The 17,791-nt window shown below is 47.9% G+C and carries 16 protein-coding genes and 1 riboswitch; of the genes, 5 read left to right on the top strand and 11 right to left on the bottom strand.

Features of this window, described 5'->3' with window-relative positions:
* Positions 1-96: 96 nt before the first annotated feature.
* The 9 genes from secA to murJ all read right to left on the bottom strand — a co-directional run bounded on the left by secA (position 97) and on the right by murJ (position 10,580).
* Positions 97-2,757 carry a preprotein translocase subunit SecA gene (gene secA, locus L7E55_RS01165; RefSeq protein WP_277442126.1) on the bottom strand — a complete coding sequence of 887 codons (2,661 nt, stop codon included), beginning with the start codon at positions 2,755-2,757 and terminating at the stop codon, positions 97-99.
* A 256-nt stretch (positions 2,758-3,013) separates the two neighbouring features.
* Positions 3,014-3,538, bottom strand: a complete 525-nt coding sequence (hpf, locus tag L7E55_RS01160; RefSeq protein ID WP_277442125.1) for a ribosome hibernation-promoting factor, HPF/YfiA family — start codon at positions 3,536-3,538, stop codon at positions 3,014-3,016.
* Positions 3,539-3,698: 160 nt separating this feature from the next.
* Positions 3,699-3,896 carry a cold-shock protein gene (locus L7E55_RS01155; RefSeq protein ID WP_476747854.1) on the bottom strand — a complete coding sequence of 66 codons (198 nt, stop codon included), beginning with the start codon at positions 3,894-3,896 and terminating at the stop codon, positions 3,699-3,701.
* 289 nt (positions 3,897-4,185) lie between these two features.
* On the bottom strand, positions 4,186-4,929 hold the full coding sequence (locus tag L7E55_RS01150) for a ComF family protein (RefSeq protein WP_277442123.1): 744 nt from the start codon (positions 4,927-4,929) through the stop codon (positions 4,186-4,188).
* A gap of 17 nt (positions 4,930-4,946) precedes the next feature.
* On the bottom strand, positions 4,947-6,641 hold the full coding sequence (locus tag L7E55_RS01145; RefSeq protein WP_277442122.1) for a sensor domain-containing diguanylate cyclase: 1,695 nt from the start codon (positions 6,639-6,641) through the stop codon (positions 4,947-4,949).
* A gap of 20 nt (positions 6,642-6,661) precedes the next feature.
* Positions 6,662-7,099 carry a glycosyltransferase family 2 protein gene (locus L7E55_RS01140; protein ID WP_277442121.1) on the bottom strand — a complete coding sequence of 146 codons (438 nt, stop codon included), beginning with the start codon at positions 7,097-7,099 and terminating at the stop codon, positions 6,662-6,664.
* A 205-nt stretch (positions 7,100-7,304) separates the two neighbouring features.
* Positions 7,305-8,498: a methionine adenosyltransferase gene (gene metK / locus L7E55_RS01135; protein ID WP_277442162.1), complete on the bottom strand. Its 1,194-nt coding sequence runs from the start codon at positions 8,496-8,498 to the stop codon at positions 7,305-7,307.
* A gap of 182 nt (positions 8,499-8,680) precedes the next feature.
* Positions 8,681-8,929, bottom strand: coding sequence for a YlmC/YmxH family sporulation protein (locus L7E55_RS01130; RefSeq protein ID WP_277442120.1), 249 nt, complete (start codon positions 8,927-8,929; stop codon positions 8,681-8,683).
* 73 nt (positions 8,930-9,002) lie between these two features.
* Positions 9,003-10,580, bottom strand: coding sequence for a murein biosynthesis integral membrane protein MurJ (gene murJ / locus L7E55_RS01125; protein ID WP_277442119.1), 1,578 nt, complete (start codon positions 10,578-10,580; stop codon positions 9,003-9,005).
* Positions 10,581-10,864: 284 nt separating this feature from the next.
* Here murJ and L7E55_RS01120 point away from each other — a divergent pair, with 284 nt between their 5' ends.
* A complete protein-coding gene (locus L7E55_RS01120) occupies positions 10,865-11,482 on the top strand; it encodes an ATP-binding protein (protein WP_277442118.1) in 618 nt (205 codons plus the stop codon).
* A 43-nt stretch (positions 11,483-11,525) separates the two neighbouring features.
* Here L7E55_RS01120 and L7E55_RS01115 read toward each other — a convergent pair whose 3' ends face one another.
* Positions 11,526-11,708, bottom strand: a complete 183-nt coding sequence (locus tag L7E55_RS01115) for a hypothetical protein (protein WP_277442117.1) — start codon at positions 11,706-11,708, stop codon at positions 11,526-11,528.
* Between the two features lie 121 nt (positions 11,709-11,829).
* A riboswitch (cyclic di-GMP riboswitch) is annotated at positions 11,830-11,917 on the bottom strand.
* A 305-nt stretch (positions 11,918-12,222) separates the two neighbouring features.
* Here L7E55_RS01115 and L7E55_RS01110 point away from each other — a divergent pair.
* The 4 genes from L7E55_RS01110 to L7E55_RS01095 all read left to right on the top strand — a co-directional run bounded on the left by L7E55_RS01110 (position 12,223) and on the right by L7E55_RS01095 (position 16,734).
* Entirely contained in the window at positions 12,223-12,915 is a 693-nt protein-coding gene (locus L7E55_RS01110) for a response regulator transcription factor (protein WP_277442116.1), read from the top strand.
* A gap of 266 nt (positions 12,916-13,181) precedes the next feature.
* A complete protein-coding gene (locus tag L7E55_RS01105; protein WP_277442115.1) occupies positions 13,182-14,738 on the top strand; it encodes an HlyD family secretion protein in 1,557 nt (518 codons plus the stop codon).
* 26 nt (positions 14,739-14,764) lie between these two features.
* Positions 14,765-15,520: an ABC transporter ATP-binding protein gene (locus L7E55_RS01100; RefSeq protein ID WP_277442114.1), complete on the top strand. Its 756-nt coding sequence runs from the start codon at positions 14,765-14,767 to the stop codon at positions 15,518-15,520.
* Complete coding sequence (locus L7E55_RS01095) at positions 15,517-16,734, top strand: ABC transporter permease (RefSeq protein ID WP_277442113.1); 1,218 nt, start codon at positions 15,517-15,519, stop codon at positions 16,732-16,734. The genes L7E55_RS01100 and L7E55_RS01095 overlap by 4 nt, the downstream gene beginning before the upstream one ends.
* A gap of 5 nt (positions 16,735-16,739) precedes the next feature.
* Here the strand turns inward: L7E55_RS01095 and L7E55_RS01090 are convergent, their stop codons facing one another.
* Positions 16,740-17,477 carry a YetF domain-containing protein gene (locus L7E55_RS01090; RefSeq protein ID WP_277442112.1) on the bottom strand — a complete coding sequence of 246 codons (738 nt, stop codon included), beginning with the start codon at positions 17,475-17,477 and terminating at the stop codon, positions 16,740-16,742.
* Positions 17,478-17,791: the final 314 nt, after the last annotated feature.

Genomic DNA, 17,791 nt, shown 5'->3' with positions numbered 1-17,791 from the left:
TTCTAAATTATTTTATTTAGGTAGTCAGAATTCAGAATACTTCGAGACGATAAACCATTCCCTCATTCTGACTCCTGAATTCTGACTCCTGATCATCTAGACTGCTTCCGCCCTGCCACAGCACTTCTTATACTTTTTGCCGCTGCCGCACGGACAGGGCGAATTGCGCCCCACCTTATTCTCCCTGCGCACCGGTTGTTTCGGACCTTCCTCAGCATAGCGGTTTTCTATAACCTGCCGTTTTTGCCGCTGTTCCGGCTGGACCACATTCACACGGAAAATGTAACGCACCACATCGTCCTGGATGGAGTCAATCATATTCTGAAACATTTCATATCCTTCAAACTTATACTCCACCAGAGGGTCTTTCTGGCCGTACGCCCGCAGACCAATGCCCTCCCGGAGTTGATCCATGGCGTCAAGGTGATCCATCCATTTCTCATCAACAATGCGGAGCATAACCACCCGTTCGATCTCCCGCATCATTTCCCCGCCCAGTTCTTGTTCCCTGGCTTCGTACATCTCGCTTGAGCGCTCAACCAGGAAGGACTGCAATTCATTGCGTCCCATACCTTCCAGGTCTTCCGGCGACAATCCGGAATTCGGCAGGAAAATTTGCTCAGAGTATTCCAGCAGCCCTTTCAAATCCCATTCTTCGGGGTAAACCCCTTCCGGAGCATAAGTGGCTACGGCCCGCTCAACTGCAGCGCCGATCATTTCCATAATATTCTCTTTAAGATTGCCCCCTGTAAGCACCTGGCGGCGCTGCCTGTAGATCAATTCACGCTGCTGGTTCATTACATCATCGTACTGGAGCACGTGCTTGCGGATATCGAAGTTACGGTTTTCCACCCTTTTTTGGGCAGTTTCAATAGATCTGGTAATCATTCCATGCTCGATCGGCATATCTTCTTCAATCCCCAACCGGTCCATAATGCCTGAAATGTTTTCGGAACCGAAAAGCCGCAGCAGATCATCTTCCAGGGAACTGTAAAACTGGGTCGAGCCAGGGTCGCCCTGACGGCCGCAGCGCCCCCGGAGCTGGTTGTCAATACGCCTGCTTTCGTGCCGTTCAGTACCCATGATGTGCAGCCCGCCTTGCTCAACAACAAGACGTCTTTCTTCCTCTGATTGGGCACGGTATTTTTCCAGCAGCGCCCTATAAACGGTATCGTCCGCACCGGCAGCTACAGAGGTAATCTCTCCGGCAGCTTCAAACTCATGGCCTTGCTTGCGCAGTTCATACCGCGTCAGAAATTCCGGATTGCCTCCAAGCAGGATGTCGGTACCGCGGCCAGCCATGTTGGTAGCAATGGTCACCGCTCCCGCACGCCCGGCTTGCGCCACAATCTCGGCCTCTTTGTCGTGGTATTTGGCATTTAACACCTGATGGGCAATGCCTCTCCGGCGGAGCATGTTGCTGAGGATTTCTGATTTTTCAATAGATATCGTGCCGACCAGCACAGGTTGTCTCTTGTCATGCCTGGCTGCGATTTCTTCAACAACCGCGGAAAATTTGGCCTGTTCTGTTTTATAAATAACATCCGGCAAATCTTTGCGGATCATCGGTTTGTTGCTGGGTATCACTACCACATCTAAATCGTAAATTTTTTTAAATTCCTGCTCCTCGGTTGCCGCCGTTCCGGTCATACCCGCCAGTTTGTCATACATCCGGAAGTAGTTTTGAAAAGTAATGGTGGCAAGAGTCTGAGACTCCCGCTCGATCTTGACTCCCTCTTTGGCCTCGATGGCCTGGTGCAAACCGTCGCTATAGCGCCTGCCGAACATCAACCGGCCGGTAAACTCATCAACGATGATCACCTGCCCGTCCTTCACCACATAGTCCCGGTCCCGTTTCATCAGCCCGTAGGCTTTCAGGGCCTGGTTCAAATGGTGGGCGAGCTCAATGTTTTTATCGTCATACAGGTTTTCAACACTAATCATTTTTTCTACTTTAGCCACTCCCGACTCAGTAATGGCCACAGTGTGCGCTTTTTCGTCGACATTATAATCGGTTTCCCTGATCAGCCGGGGAACCACTTTAGCGAAAGTAAAGTACAAGTCGGTAGACTTCTCCGCTTGTCCGGAAATAATCAACGGGGTCCTGGCCTCGTCAATTAAAATGCTGTCCACTTCATCCACGATGGCGTAATTCAGCTCACGCTGCACCAATTGGTCGGGATGCTGGGCCATGTTGTCCCGCAGGTAATCAAAACCAAACTCATTATTCGTGCCGTAAGTAATGTCGGAGCGGTAAGCCCGCCTGCGGTCCTCCCACTCCAGGCCGTGCAGCACCAAACCCACGTTTAAACCGAGGTAGCTGTAAATCTGGCCCATCCACTCACTGTCACGGCGGGCCAGGTAGTCATTTACCGTTATTACATGAACTCCTTTGCCGGTGAGGGCATTCAGGTAAACCGGCAAAGTGGCCACCAGGGTTTTACCTTCGCCTGTTTTCATCTCGGCTATACGGCCCTGGTGCAGCACAATGCCACCCAGCAACTGCACGTCAAAATGCCTCATTCCCAATACCCGCCGGGAAACCTCCCTGACAACGGCAAATGCCTCCGGCAGGATATCATCCAAGGTTTGTCCCTGTTCCAAGCGCTCGCGAAAAACCACAGTCATATTTTTTAATTCTTCTTCCGGCATCGCGGACATCTTTGGTTCCAGGCTATTGATTTTATTAACAACCTGCTGCAGCTTCTTTACTTCACGGGCGTTATCATCAAGCCAATCCTTAATAAACCCGAGCACTCTATATCACCTCATTATTCAGTAGTCAGTAGTCAGTAGTCAGTAGTCAGTATTCAGAATATTTCGAGACGATAAACCATTCTCTCATTCTGATTCCAGACTTCCGGCTCTTGACTCATGAGTAGCTACATCTCATCATTTATATCAAATTATTATACTTGATTATTATCCAAACCGTCAATTATAGTATTTAATTCCAAATAATGAGCGCCCCTGTTGAGGCGCTCTGTCATATCATAATTAAATTTTTATAAAATTAGAACTCCGGCTCGATAATCCCGAAATTTCCGTCCTTTCGTTTGTAAACCACATTGACTTGCTCGGTTTCAGCGTTGGAGAATACAAAAAAGTTATGCCCAAGCAAGTTCATCTGGAGAACAGCTTCCTCCACCGGCATCGGTTTGATCGCGAAACGCTTGGTCTTAACCAGCTTAGGCGCTTCCTCTTCAGTTTCGTCAGGAGCAGAAGGTTTCTGCACATTCATTACTCGGATACCCCGTTTTTGCAGTTTACCCTTGTATTTTTGAATCTGCTTCTCAAGCTTCTCCACCACCAGGTCGGTAGAAGTATACATGTCTCCGGTGCTTTCTTCACCCCTCAAGATCATCCCGTTAACCGGTATGGTTACTTCAATGCGGTGGGAATCTTTCTCAACAGTCATTGTCACCTGAGCATCGCCGAGGTTGTCTATATATCGATCCAGTTTGCCGACGCGCTTTGCGATATAATCTTTTAATGCATCCGTTACTTCAATGTTCCTACCGCGTACTTGCACCTTCATAAAACAACCCCCTTTTCAATGTCTTAAATACATTATTCCCCAAAACGGCGAAAATTCCTGCTATATTTATATCTGCAGCAGAACAAAATTACATTCAATGATAAGTAAAAACCCCAGACTTGCTGGGGTAAAACGAAGAAATTATTTTATTAAAGCAAATTTATAATTTCAAAACGTTGGCCGCCTGAGGACCCCGGGCGCCTTCGACAATATCGAATTCAACCTTTTGTCCTTCATTCAAAGTCTTAAAACCTTCTTCCTGAATCGCGGAAAAATGGACGAATACATCTCCGCCGTCTTCTCTCTCAATAAACCCGTAACCTTTTTCTTGATTAAACCACTTAACCTTACCTAACACAGACATACCTCCTAGAAAACTTAATTCCGTGTTTCTTTAGCTCACGTACAGCCATGTTAACATAGGGTCATGGGATTGTCAAGTCTTTCATAACATCCCACTACTGTACATATACCTCACTTTGTCGAAAAAAACCTTGCTGAAAGTTATTTGTTTAGAAGTTTCTGTTGATAATGTTGATAAGTCTGTTAATAACTAATAAAATCAGCTGTTAAAGTGTGGGTAACTGTTCTTCTTCGATAAAATAATGTCAATTTATGTTATTTATTGGCACGTTTTTTGTAGAATATTAAGAACACCGGCCGGTGGCAGCCGTAACAACGAACACCTGTACCGCTCCGGCTCGTTTGACTACTGCGGCGGCAGACGACATTGTACTACCGGTAGTAAAAACATCATCAACAATTAAGATATTTTTACCTTGAAGATATCGCGCATCTGTTACTTTAAAGACGTTTTTTAAGTTAATTTCCCGCGCCGCCCTGGATAATCCGGTCTGGGAAGGTGTATCGGTAATTTTGACCAAAACGCTGCCGCTCACCGGTATTTTCAACCCGCTTCCGATTTCCTTCGCCAATAAGCCAGCCTGATTAAAACCTCTGCGGCGCAGCTTGTTATACGTGAGAGGCACGGGTAGCACAAGATCTATATTGGCATATAAGGTTTCTGACAGCAACACCTCAACCATAAGCGCGGCCAGCGGCACAGCCAGCCGGCGGCTGCCACCATATTTAAACCGGTGGATAACCTCTTTTAAGATTCCCTCGTAAGGCCCCGCCGCACGGGCTAGTACAAAAGGCCAGCCGTGTCTCCGGCATTCACTGCACAGATAATAACCATCCGGGGCGCTCGGCGCCATCTTTTCCGGCAAGCGGCCGCATAAACAGCAATGGGGCTCCAGGCGGTACCCGCTAATTGTCGAAAGACAGGTGCAACAAACTTCAGTCCCTGAACCGGGAGCGCCGCAAAAAGGGCATCCCGGTCGCGGCGGAAAAAGCAAATCAAGCAGACTTTCCCACAGCGTTGAAATCATCTGGCACCCCCTTAATCTCAGGACAACCCTATGATTGACGCGGCGGCGGATACGACTTTATTCCCGCCTTCCTTTTTAGCCTTATCCAAGGCGCGCTGCGCGGCTTTGAACAAGCCCGCCGCGTCACCGGCGTCCCGTGGAAGTTCCGCCACTCCTATACTGACTGTGATTCTCGCCTGCCTCCCGGCCCTTCTAAGAAAATAGTGCTCCCTTATTTCGTTACTTAAACTGTCTGCGATATCCAGCAGGCGACGGCCACCGGCACCCGGCAGGATTACGGCAAATTCATCTCCGCCGTAATGCGCGGCTAAGTCATCCCCGCGCGTTACACCTTTAACGATCCCAGCCAGTTCAGCCAGCATATCGTCCCCCGCTGCCCGGCCATAGCGGTCATTAAAATTCTTAAACCGGTCTGTGTCGATGAGCATCAGTCCAAGCAAAGCACCGTTCTCAACGGCTGCTTCGCATATCTCAGACGCGGCTTGAAAAAAAACGCCGGAATTTAACAGTCCCGTTAACACATCCAGTGACGCGGCATGTTCCAAACGGCTGGCGAGTACTGATTTTCCCACGGTTAAGGCTGCTTGTCCACCAAGCACGGCCATAATGTGCAGGTGTTTCTCATCAAAAGCCATCGGTCTTTGATCGCCCAGCACAATAACTCCTAAATCATCCTCACCAGATAATAATGGAATGATTAACAGCGAGCGCATTACCTGGCACAAACCGGCTTCATTCCTGGTACGGGGATCAAGTCTGCAATTTGATATTATTTCAGGCTTTCTATCCAATATAGAGCAGCCGGCGATTCCTTCACCTCTATATACAATGGTTCTTTTAAGCTCTTTGGAATACGGCCCGGTTGCCGCAACGGGCGCGAATGCATCTCTTTCACCGGAACGCAGGTAAGCCACTCCTGAATGGTAAGGAAAAACTTTTCTCGCACTTCTTAGGATAAAATTTAACAACTCGCCAAGATCCGGATTCTTTTCTAAAAAAGTAGCCACATCATAGAAAGCTTTCAGTTCCCGATTAGCCACGTGCAGGTGAATATAATGACGCATGATTAACTGAATTGCCAACACTGAAGAAAAGAGCAGCATGATACCGGTTATGCCTGTATATACATAGATCATGGCAATTAAGAGCCCCAGGGGAACAGTAAGCAGATAGGTCAGACTGTCCCACTTTACCGCGTCCAGCCAAGCTGGACCAGGATAATGACGCCTCTTTGGCAACAGGTAAAAATAAATCAGCAAGTGATTGATTATTAGATAACTGACAGTGAAAGCAGCCAATGGAAAAATAGCCGCAAAACCTGACCAACCCGGCCTACCGCCGCACAACTGATAAATATGGCCGGCCGCGACAGCGGCCAATACATACTGACCAGCGTTGAACACTGTTGTGCGCGCTGGATTGCCCCGGTTAGCTATCCCCTGACCGAAAAGCGTTGACAGGCCGGAAACCCAGGCGGTCGCAGCCGGACCAAAGATTAAATAAGTTGATAATACCAGGGCGAAGCTGCCCGAAAGTTGCCCGTGCGGAAAAGAAACCGCCAGCCACTCGGCCAGTACGCCAAGGAGGACGATAGACAGCAATTCCCGCAGCCGGTCCATATCCAGAGCCGGGATAAGAAGATACAACTGCCAGGCGGCCAGACCGACTACAAGCCATATATAAAGGATGTGAACAAAGCCTTTCGGTCGCAAGCTGATTCCACCTCAACGCATTATTTCGACAAAGCGTTGAAATTACCTGCGCCGTCAGCAGACAGACGAAAAAATAAAGGTGCGCGCAGCAGGTCCTTACCGGTTAAACCTCTGACGTCATACTGCTTTATGTTTGAAAACCTGTTGGCGCCCCCGCTTAATTCCATGATCTCCCCAGCCTTTACGCACAACAATTCAAAATAATACCGCCTTTGTAAACGTTTCAGTATTTTCAGCGTACAGTCACATGAACCATCGTCTATTACCTGTATGCTAATCCATGGCGTGTTTCTAATCAGGTAAAAGACTTTACGAATAAAACCCTCCACCCATGGCTCCTGATCCTTGACAACGATAATCACCATGCTTGTGTTCTTGTGAACGGTGTAATAATTTACGACAAGATAAATAAAGCACCCTGCGGCCAGCATCAGCAATGATATAAAAAGCAAGCTCACATTTTTCACCCCCGGCCTTTATTGCACCATATGCGGCATATAGGCCAGGGGTGATTAGAAAAAGAACAATTCGCTGTTAATGACCTTTGGGTATACAACGCGGCTCATGTTCAGCCGCTATGTAAGCAACAAAAAAGTAGCCTATTGAGGCTACTTTTTTGATCTAATATTTAAACTTCCCAAACTCTACTACTCGAAACAGGTGTTATTTCAAACCGGCGTCCCGCCTGAGAGCTTCGGCCTTATCGGTGCGTTCCCAGGGCAGGTCGAGGTCGTTTCTGCCGAAATGTCCGTATGCGGCCACTTGCTTGTAAATCGGCCGTCGCAGGTCCAGCCCTTTGATGATGGCTGCCGGGCGCAGATCAAAGTGGCTGCCCACCAGTTTAACCAGAGTCTGATCGTCTATCTTGCCTGTGCCAAATGTATCCACTAAAATCGAAACCGGATGAGCTACTCCAATTACATAGGCGATTTGCAGCTCACATTTGTCCGCCAAACCGGCTGCTACGATGTTTTTAGCAACATACCGGGCGGCATAACTGGCTGAGCGGTCTACCTTAGTAGGATCTTTGCCCGAGAAGGCGCCGCCTCCGTGACGGGCCATTCCCCCGTATGTGTCCACAATTATTTTTCTTCCTGTTAAGCCGGTATCCCCCTGCGGCCCGCCGATAACAAAACGGCCCGTAGCGTTGACCAGGTACCGGGTTGAATTGTCCAGCAACTCACCTGGAACAACTGGTTTGATTACCTGTTCCAGCATATCCTTGCGGATCTCCTCCAGGGTTACTTTAGAATCGTGCTGGGTGCCGATCACCACACTGTCCACCCTTACCGGGCGGCCGTCTTCATATTCCACTGTCACCTGGGTTTTTCCGTCTGGCCGGAGGTAGGGAACCAACCCGCTCTTCCGGACTACGGACAGGCGCTTCGCCAGGCTGTGGGCCAGGGATATAGGCAGCGGCATCAATTCCGGCGTTTCATTTGTGGCATAGCCAAACATCATCCCCTGGTCGCCGGCGCCGGTGTTATCCAATTCATCATTATCACCTGTGCTGTCGCGGGTCTCCAGCGCGTGGTCAACACCCTGGGCAATATCACCTGACTGTTCGTCGATAGAAGTAATCACCGCGCAGGTATCACAGTCAAAACCGTATTTCGCCCGGGTATAACCGATCTCACGGACAGTTTCCCGGGCTACCCTGGGAATATCCACGTAACAATGGGTCGTAATCTCACCGCTCACCAGAACCAAGCCTGTAGTAACCAGGGTTTCGCACGCTACCCGTGCCAAAGGGTCATTCATGTAGATCGCGTCAAGAACCGCATCAGATATCTGGTCGGCTATCTTATCCGGGTGTCCTTCAGTGACTGATTCAGAAGTAAATAACCGCCTGGCCATCATTATCACCCCTTATCATAGTACAAGCCCCAAACATAAAATTAACCTCCGGATCAGAGGTTTACATCAGCTTCACAGGCACTTCCTCCGTCTTGATCATAAACCGGAAACTACAGTACATTTTAACAACAACCGAAGAAAAATGTCAACAAATATCGACATGTAGCAACGTTGAAACGATATCACTCATTTTGAGGTTCTACCTCAACCAATACGGTATGAATACCGATCTTTCTAATTCTTTCCCACTGTACTTCCACATCTTTTCCGGCTGGAATAAGCCCGAAATATTTTCTGCCGCTCGAAAGCACCAGCGAGAGCACTTTTCCGGTCTCCAAGTCAATATAAACGTCTTTCACCGCCCCCATTTTCGCGCCGTCCACCATGTTTACCGTTTCCTTAAGACCCAGTTCGGATATTTTAAACAACATACCCGGCACCCCCTTACACCCAAGGTATGCCCACTGTTCCGCAAAGGTTCATATTTGAATTTGGTTAAATTAACTAACCTTTAGAATTCCGGCCGGTAAAAGCTGCCTTTAGATATTCTCGCATAGTATATAATTCCTCGATCCTGAGAACCAATGCGGCAGCTGTAAACACCGCTATACCCACCGCAACTGCAGTGCCAACCTGAACAGCCAGGCCAAGTTTACCATGCAGGCCGGATAAACCGGTCAAAAAGGCACTGACACCATAGCTCGCCGCGGCCATTAGCGCAGAGGCGGCCAACACAGACAGGGTAAACCTAATCAAACCATTCCATTTCAGCGGTTCCACCTTTTTCGCAAGATAGATCATGAACAAGGCAGTACCGGTCAATGAAGCCAAAGAACCGGCCAGGGCCAGTCCGCCATGTTGTAGGAACCTGATAAAAACCATGCTCAGACCAAGGTTAACCAGTACGGTTGCCAGCGTAATTTTTACCGGTGTCCTGGTGTCCTGCAACGAATAAAAGGCTTTTGTCAGGATTACGTTGGAAGCCTGTCCAACCAGCCCGACTGAATAAAACAGCAAGGCGGCGGCAGTCATTCCCGTTGCCCGCTGGTCAAAGGCCCCATTCTGATACAGCAAACTAACTATCGGATAGCGTAAAACCATCAAGCCGATGCTGGCGGGAACCATCCCCAGCATTAAAATTTTAATTAACTTAATTAAAACAGCAGTATATTCTTCGCGCTCTCCTGCTGCCGCCAGCCTAGCAAGTGTTGGAAAAATCGCAGTACCCAATGGCAGCACAAAAAGGCTAATTGGATATTGAACCAATTTATTGGCAAAATTAAGGGCTGAAATGCTCCCGGCGGTCATGCCGGAAGCAAAAATCCGCTCTATCAATATATAAGCCTGGTTGACCGTTAACCCTGCCGCAGCAGGCAAGATCAGGCTAAAAACCTGTTTCAAGCCCGGGTGCCCTAGTTCAAGCGCCAATTTATACCTGTATCCGGCACCGATAAGGGCGGGCACTTGAATTAAAGCCATAGCCGCCATAGCCATCACTGTGCCCACCGCCAAACCCTGTATACCATAAAAACTGCCCAGCGTTACAGCACCTAAGATGATTACCACGTTATTCACCGCATTTGAAGAAGCTGGTATACCAAATATGTTATTTGCGTTTAGCAAACCGGTAAAAAGCGAGGCCCAGCCCGCAAAGAGCAGCAAGGGAAACATTATCCTAGCCAGCCCGGCGGCTAGGTTTGCCGTTTGCTCCGGCAAAAATGGCGCGATCAACTTAACAATATAAGGAGAACAAATCACACCTATCGCTGCAATTAAAACAAAGATCAGCGTTACAGCGTTAAAAACAGTGTTAAAAACCTTCCAGGCTTCCTGTTTCTCCCCCTTTGTCGAATAATCGATAAAAACAGGCACCGTTACCGCCGCCAGCGCCCCGCTGATAATAAAGAAAAGCAAATTTGGCGCCGTGAGGGCCACCAGGTATGCGTCGGTAGGTCCGGAGGCGCCAAATTTATATGCAATAACAATATCACGCAACAGCCCCAGCAACTTTGACAAAAAACTAAAAAAAGCGATTAATATGGTAATCTTGAAAATCATCTTGCCAGTCGTTGGTTTTTCCACATTATCACCCTTCATCGAGGGGAACCTTTATGCCGTAATAACATTAGTTTATTTTCCCTGCTCCCTGCCCGATCTCAACTTCCTGTGTTGTTCATACACTTGTATTATACCAGATTCCTTTTACAAAGCCACAAAATACAAGCACCTGTTTTTCTAATCAATTTATTTCAGCCTATTTGCGCCGATAACCCCGGAAAAATTTAAGGCCAGTATTATAATGAAGGTTTCAATCGGATTATGTCGAATGACTTAGATGAATAAACATACTAATGTTGGGGAGATGCATGCATGTTAAAAACAGCAAACCAATCAAGGTAGCAGTTTTAGGAGGTCCGGGCACAGGTAAAACAACCCTCTGCAAACAGTTAGACGTAGACTACAGTCTGGCAGGTTACATATCATCAATTTGTGAAGAATTCGCCCGCGAGTACATTGTCAACTATGGAGTGCCAACTAATATTTTCGAGCAATTCCTGCTTTATGAAGGACAAAAGAAAAGGGAGGAGTATTTAAAGAGCAGCGATATTATTTTTTGTGACAATGCCACAATTTTATGTTACGTTTATGGAATCCTTACCTGTAATTTTAATAACCCAAAAGAGAAATACGCTTTACTGAAACTATATGAATGGGCAATGAGAGATCTGAATGAATACGAGATATTTTACATACCGAGGGAAATTGAGTTAATCGATGATGGTGTAAGATATCAAAACCTGAAATTCGCTTTGGAAGTAGACAAAAAAATCGTAGATTTCTTGAGCATAATGAATATTAGCTATGTTGAGGTAAAAGGCAGTATGCCTGAACGGGTAAGCACCGTTAAAAAAAGTCTGAACTTGCCGGCAAAAAAAACGGCAGCTGATATTGTTCACGACGATATTAAAGAAAAGATATGTTAATATAGAACAACCCCGCTCAACCGGGTTCAGGCTGTTGGCATGATTACACATGCCCGTCAATCTCTTTACCCAGATGCGGATTATCCGGATCACCCGGCAAATCTTGACTGGATGCCGCTCTTTTGTCCTTGGGTTTACGCGCCACATTTATTATTTGTTCCTTTTTTAATCTGATTTGCTGCATTAACCGGTATGTTTCCGCGACAACCATAGGATTTGGGTCCATTCAACACCCTCCCGTTCTTGAGGATTAGAATAAAGTCGCCTATCCACAAATCACGAAAAATGCGCAATAAAAAATACCCTTCATAAAGCCGGGTATTGTCACAGGAACTAATTTGTTTTTCCCTGGCAACCCGGCTGTCATAGCGCCCGCAGCACTTTAGACCCGTAGTTTTGCGTCCATAGTTTTCACTATGTTTGCCTTTTTCAGATAACTTATTTATACTTTACATCGGTCCCGATGTAAATAGGACTTAAGTCCTAGCTTCATCAGGACAGATGTCTCTTTAACGCAATCATATTTTAACACCAGCACTTATTCCACACTTCCACGTTCATATATAATATACGCTTTATTCAAGTACTCGCCGACAGTCCGCAGGCCAACTACATTCTTTGTATACAATCTTTCTTATCTTGGCGTTATAATATAAAATATTAACAATAAAAACTTAACTCTCTCAAATGTTTTGTCACTATTTACAAATCCATCCTATCTTTACTTGGAGAATGGCATTTTGCAAACAATCATGGTGGTTGAAGACGAACATTCAATAGCCCTTTTGCTCAAGGTTTACTTGGAGCACGCGGGCTTCGCGGTACAAGTCGCTACGGACGGGGAAGAAGCCCTGTCCAAATTTCCGGAAGTAAACCCCGCCTTGGTTCTTCTGGATTTGATGCTGTCCGGGAAAGACGGATGGGCAGTGCTGGATGAAATTCGCCAACAAAGCAGTTGCCCCGTAATCATGGTAACGGCACGCGGCGCTGTCGAAGACCGCCTGGAGGGGTTTAAGCAGGGCGCCGATGATTATATTCCGAAACCTTTCGATCCGGATGAAGTAATAGCACGGGTCAAGGCTGTGCTGCGGCGACCCGCCTGCCTGGTTGAACCTGAACATGTCCAATTTGGGAGTTTGATTGTGAATTTTACCTCCCGGACTGTTTCCATTAAAGGCAGAACAATCAACTTTGCGCCGCGCGACTGGAAACTTTTGGCTTTCCTGGTTCGCCACCCGAACCAGGTATTTACCCGGGACAGGTTGCTGGATCATATCTGGGGGGTAGATTACGACGGGTGTGACCGCGCGGTGGATGTTTCGGTCAAACGAATACGGCATTCATTGCAAGATTGGCCGGTCAGCGAGGGGGAAATTTTGACTGTGCGCGGGACAGGCTATTTACTGCATGTCTTTAGCAATAATACAGAATAATCTTTCTTACAAACAATATTTTCTATCTAGTTATTAGCATGGTAATAAAGCCATGCTTTTTTCAGCGGATTCAAAAAAAATTAGCCATTTGTTCAAGATTTAGTCACAATAATCCGTTAAACTGTATTTAGGTGGTCTTACAGGAACGTTTTTGCCTTAAGTCCATTTTGAACAAATCCTGCCGAAAAAAAGTCTATACTGGCAAGGATATCTTAAAACATCGTCAAATACTGTCAGTTAATTTAATAACCAGGGAGGAAAATATTTTGGAAGATACACTGAAACCTGATGCCAATAAGCTAAATTACCTTGTCGGGTTTTTAAAGAGAAAAAAATTGCTGTTTGGTATTATTTTGATTGTGATAGCCGCGCTGGCGGGATATTTTATAGTAAAAAGCCACAAAAACGTTTCAGGAAATTATCTTACCGACACTGTCAAAAAAGGCACTGTGACTACCACTATTTCAGCCAGCGGGACGATCGAGCCGGTCAGTACGGTTTCTCTAAGCTTCAAAAACTCCGAAATCATTAAGGACATCTATGTCAAAGTGGGCGATCACGTAACGGCGGGCCAGCTTTTAGCCGAACAATATACCGACAACCTGGATGCATCAGTAATCCAGGCTACAGCCAGTCTGAAAGGAAACACAGCCAAGCTGCAACTCCTGCAAAACGGTTCCACCCAAGAAGATTTGGATAAAGCCGCGACGGACGTAAAAATGGCCCAGGCAAGCTACGACCTGGCTAAAACCACTTTGGATCGCTACCAGCAACTATATGAGGGAGGGGCAATATCCAAAGCCGACCTTGACAAATACAACTCGGACCTTATTAATGCCGAAGGCAAATTGAAACAAGCCGAGAACTCCTTAAAATCACTGCAAGCAGGCAATCGCCCGGAGGACATCGAAGCGGCGGCCGCCCAGGTGGATAGCAGCAGCGCGCAGTTAAAACTGGCTCAAAACGACCTTGCGGGGGCCAAGATGTATTGCTCCATCGATGGCATAGTCAGCGAGATCAATGGCGCGGTCGGCCAGCGGGCCACAGCCAACAACAACAGCACCAGCGGGGGCGGTTTCATGACTGTCATCTCGGAAGCGCTGCAGTTAAAGTCCCAGGTCAACGAGGCTGACATCGGTAAAGCCGCGGTAGGACAAACGGTCGAATTCACACTGAACTCCTATCCCAACAAAACATTTACCGGCAAAGTGAGCAGCATCGCCCCTCAGGCAACTACGGTTTCCAATGTCCAACTTTATGATGTTTACATACAACCGGACCAAAATTACGTGGAAATGAAAGCAGGAATGCCCACCAATGTCACTATCATTATAGACCGGCATGAGAACACCCTCACCATTCCCAAAGGGGCCGTATCTTACGCGGCAAGTTATTTAAGTAAAATGAGACAGGCCGGCGCCCCGGTTACGGAAGGAACCGGCGGTGCTAACGGTACCGGTGGCATTCAGCGCCAAAACCGTCAAAGCGCCGGCGCCGGTAGCAATGCCAGCAATAATAATGGAAGCAACAATACTGATGCCTCAAGCTCACCGGCAAGTTACCAGGAACAGCAGGCTACGGTTCTTGTTATGAACGGTTCCGGCACTCCCTCTCCGAAACGCGTGGTTCTAGGACTTTCGGACCTGAGCAATTATGAAGTAGTTAACGGTCTGAATGAAGGGGACACAATAGTCATTGGTTCCCTGGATCAGTCTGCCGCAACCAACACTCAGGGCAACCAGAGCAGCCAGCGCAGCAACAACCCGATGACGATGGGCGCACCGCGGGTTCAAGTAACAGGAGGCGGCGCCAGGCGCAACTGATGAAATAAATCTGGGTGGTGGAATATATGCCGGAAAATAAAGTGATCGAAATAAAAAATATCAAAAAAGTATATACCCTGGGAGCATTGCAGGTTAACGCTTTAAGAGGCATCGACCTGACCGTCGCCGAAGGAGAAATGGTGGCGATCATGGGCTCCTCCGGTTCCGGCAAAAGCACCTTGTTGAATATTATCGGCTGCCTGGACAGACCAACGACAGGCGACTATTACCTCGACGGAGAAAACGTCTCCGGCCTGGACAAAAACCGGCTGGCCGCCGTCCGCAACAAGAGAATCGGTTTTGTGTTCCAGGGTTTCAACCTCCTGGGGAGGATGACCGTGCAGGCCAACATTCAGCTGCCGATGCTCTACGCCGGGGCTAATAAGAATGAAATGGAAGCCAGGGCTAAAGAAGCCCTGAACTGGGTCGGTCTTTCAAAGTACCTCGGCCATTATCCCAACCAGATGTCGGGCGGCCAGCAGCAAAGAGTCGCCATCGCCCGCGCCCTGGTGAACAACCCCTCATTGATCCTGGCGGACGAACCCACCGGCGCCCTGGACTCAAGAACGAGTATAGAAATAGTTTCAATCATACAGCAATTGAATATTGAAAAAGGCATTACCGTGGTCATGGTTACCCATGAAAAAGACATCTCACAATACTGCCGCCGCTTGGTTAATTTAAGAGACGGACGTATAACGGAAGATGCCCCTGTATTAAACCAACGGAACGCCGCTGCGGATCTGGCGGCCTTCCCGAAGGAAACGGAGGCCGGCGCATGAATCTCGGCAACAATTTTGAAGTGGCGGTAAACGGCATAAAGGCAAACAAGCTAAGATCTTCCCTGACGATGCTCGGCATTATTATCGGCGTTTCGGCCGTAATCATCATGATTTCCGTGGGGCAGGGCGCCAGCAAAAAGATCTCGGACCAGATTTCCAGCATGGGCTCGAATTTGCTGATGGTATCTCCCGGGGCCGGTCAGGGAGCGGTCCGGGGTTCCGGGGGAAATGTGAACACTCTAACCGTTGAAGATGCCGAAGCGATAGCCGGGTTGAACAAGGTGGCCTATGTGGCGCCCGAGCTAAGTTCAAGCGCCACTGTCGGGTACGCCAGCCAGACCTGGACCACTCAGTTTGACGGGACCACGCCGGAATATCAGCTAATCAAGGACTGGCCGACCACTTCGGGTTCTTTTTTCACGGAAGATGACGTGGCGGGAGCCACCCCGGTGGCGGTACTGGGCAAAACGGTGGTTGACAATCTCTATCCCGACGGCACGGACCCGGTGGGCACAACCGTCAGGATTAACAAACTGAGCTTTACCGTGGTTGGTGTGCTAAAATCCAAAAGCGCCTCCATGGGCGGCCAGGACCAGGACGACGTGATCTACATACCTATAACAACTGCTCAAAGGAGAATGCTGGGCGTAAAGTACGTGCGGATGATTGACGTGCAGGCCGACACTCAGGAAAGCATGAGTTATGTCCAGAGCAGCATTGAGACTCTTTTGCGGCAAAGACACCGCTTGACGGGGGTTAATTCCGACGATTTCAACGTGCGCAACATGGCATCTCTACTGGAAACAGTTGAAAGCACCTCCGCCATACTGACTTTGTTTCTGGCCGGTGTGGCGGCGATATCCTTGCTGGTGGGCGGCATCGGCATCATGAATATCATGCTGGTTTCGGTGACGGAGAGAACGAGGGAGATCGGACTACGCATGGCGGTGGGCGCTACTGAGAGCGACATCCGCAACCAGTTCCTGGTGGAGGCTCTCGCTCTGTGCCTGGTTGGCGGTCTGGCGGGAATACTGATCGGGATATCCGGCTCAAAAATCATTTCAGCGTTTGCTGGCTGGCAAACCACAATTACAATCTCGTCCATTCTTCTTTCCACCGGTTTTTCGGCGGCAATCGGGATTTTCTTCGGCTACTACCCCGCTAAAAAAGCGGCGGGACTGGACCCCATTGAAGCGCTGCGTTTTGAAAAGTAACTTTTTTACTGCGGCATTTTCCCCGGGAGTTTATCGGTAACATCCTGTTTGTAACTCATTTTATCTTGTTTCTTATCTACATAAAGATTGCCGTCCTGATCCAGGCTGGCGTAAAATACTTCTTTAAGGGACTGGATACCCTGCTTCTGCAATTCCCCTAACAACCAATCCTCTTCCAAGTTGTTTTGCTTTAAATTTTGCCGGATAATCACTCCGTCCACCACTAATTCAGAAGGTACCCCTTTGTACTTTGACGGCATATGGAGATCTTGGGGAGTAACCGGCGCAACCTGGCTTTTCAACAGTACACTCAATTCACCGTTCGGTTCAGCAATGGCATATTCTACATCCGCGATATTAAACGCATTTTTCTGGCGCAACTGGGTGGTTAAATCATCTACCGTATAGCGCATTTTATGCATATTTCCCTCAAGGATTACCCCATTATGCACCACCACCGTCGGATCGTCGCTCAACAGCTTGTGCACGGGACGGTACTTCACCCCAACCCATTCGGAAAATACGGTTAAAACCAAAAAAACCAGCAGCGCAAACGCATAGATTCCCGCTGGCGTCTTCAAATCCGTGGCCAGGCTGGCAGCAATGGAACCAATAACAATACCGTTAACCCAGTCGGCTATATTCAACCCTCCGACCTGTGACTTGCCAACCAGTCTGGTGATAAAAATAACCCCGGCAAAAGCGCCCAGAGACCTGATTAATATTTCTAGATAAACATTCATAATTTAACACCCCTTCCAATATAATCTACAGATAATAGTTTACCGGCAATAGCGGCGATTATACATGCGGGGTTTGGTTGTCCTGTTTATTGGGAATAATAATAGCGGGTGAGATTGATGGAGAAATACAAAATCTTAAAAAAACTTCATACAAGAAAAAAGATGTTCGAGGAATACCTCAGCCAAATTAAAAGCCCCGCCTGTAAAAGGGGGGCTTCGGTAAAAGAAGTAAGTAAAACAAAACCCGCAGTCAGGTAAACCTGCGGGTTTTTACTTTTGCTTTGGGGCCAAACATGAGCCACAAATGACAGCTC

It is taken from the genome of Pelotomaculum isophthalicicum JI (genome assembly GCF_029478095.1).
GTDB classification, from domain to species: Bacteria; Bacillota; Desulfotomaculia; order Desulfotomaculales; family Pelotomaculaceae; genus Pelotomaculum_D; species Pelotomaculum_D isophthalicicum.
This window is presented reverse-complemented; position numbering and strand designations above follow the sequence as displayed.

Excerpts from the sequence above, each read along its gene's own strand:
- hpf (WP_277442125.1), bottom strand. The coding sequence starts at position 3,538 with ATGAAGGTGCAAGTACGCGGTAGGAACATTGAAGTAACGGATGCATTA.
- L7E55_RS01150 (WP_277442123.1), bottom strand. The coding sequence starts at position 4,929 with ATGATTTCAACGCTGTGGGAAAGTCTGCTTGATTTGCTTTTTCCGCCG.
- metK (WP_277442162.1), bottom strand. The coding sequence starts at position 8,498 with ATGGCCAGGCGGTTATTTACTTCTGAATCAGTCACTGAAGGACACCCG.
- L7E55_RS01130 (WP_277442120.1), bottom strand. The coding sequence starts at position 8,929 with ATGTTGTTTAAAATATCCGAACTGGGTCTTAAGGAAACGGTAAACATG.
- L7E55_RS01120 (WP_277442118.1), top strand. The coding sequence starts at position 10,865 with ATGCATGTTAAAAACAGCAAACCAATCAAGGTAGCAGTTTTAGGAGGT.
- L7E55_RS01115 (WP_277442117.1), bottom strand. The coding sequence starts at position 11,708 with ATGGACCCAAATCCTATGGTTGTCGCGGAAACATACCGGTTAATGCAG.
- L7E55_RS01100 (WP_277442114.1), top strand. The coding sequence starts at position 14,765 with ATGCCGGAAAATAAAGTGATCGAAATAAAAAATATCAAAAAAGTATAT.
- L7E55_RS01095 (WP_277442113.1), top strand. The coding sequence starts at position 15,517 with ATGAATCTCGGCAACAATTTTGAAGTGGCGGTAAACGGCATAAAGGCA.
- L7E55_RS01090 (WP_277442112.1), bottom strand. The coding sequence starts at position 17,477 with ATGAATGTTTATCTAGAAATATTAATCAGGTCTCTGGGCGCTTTTGCC.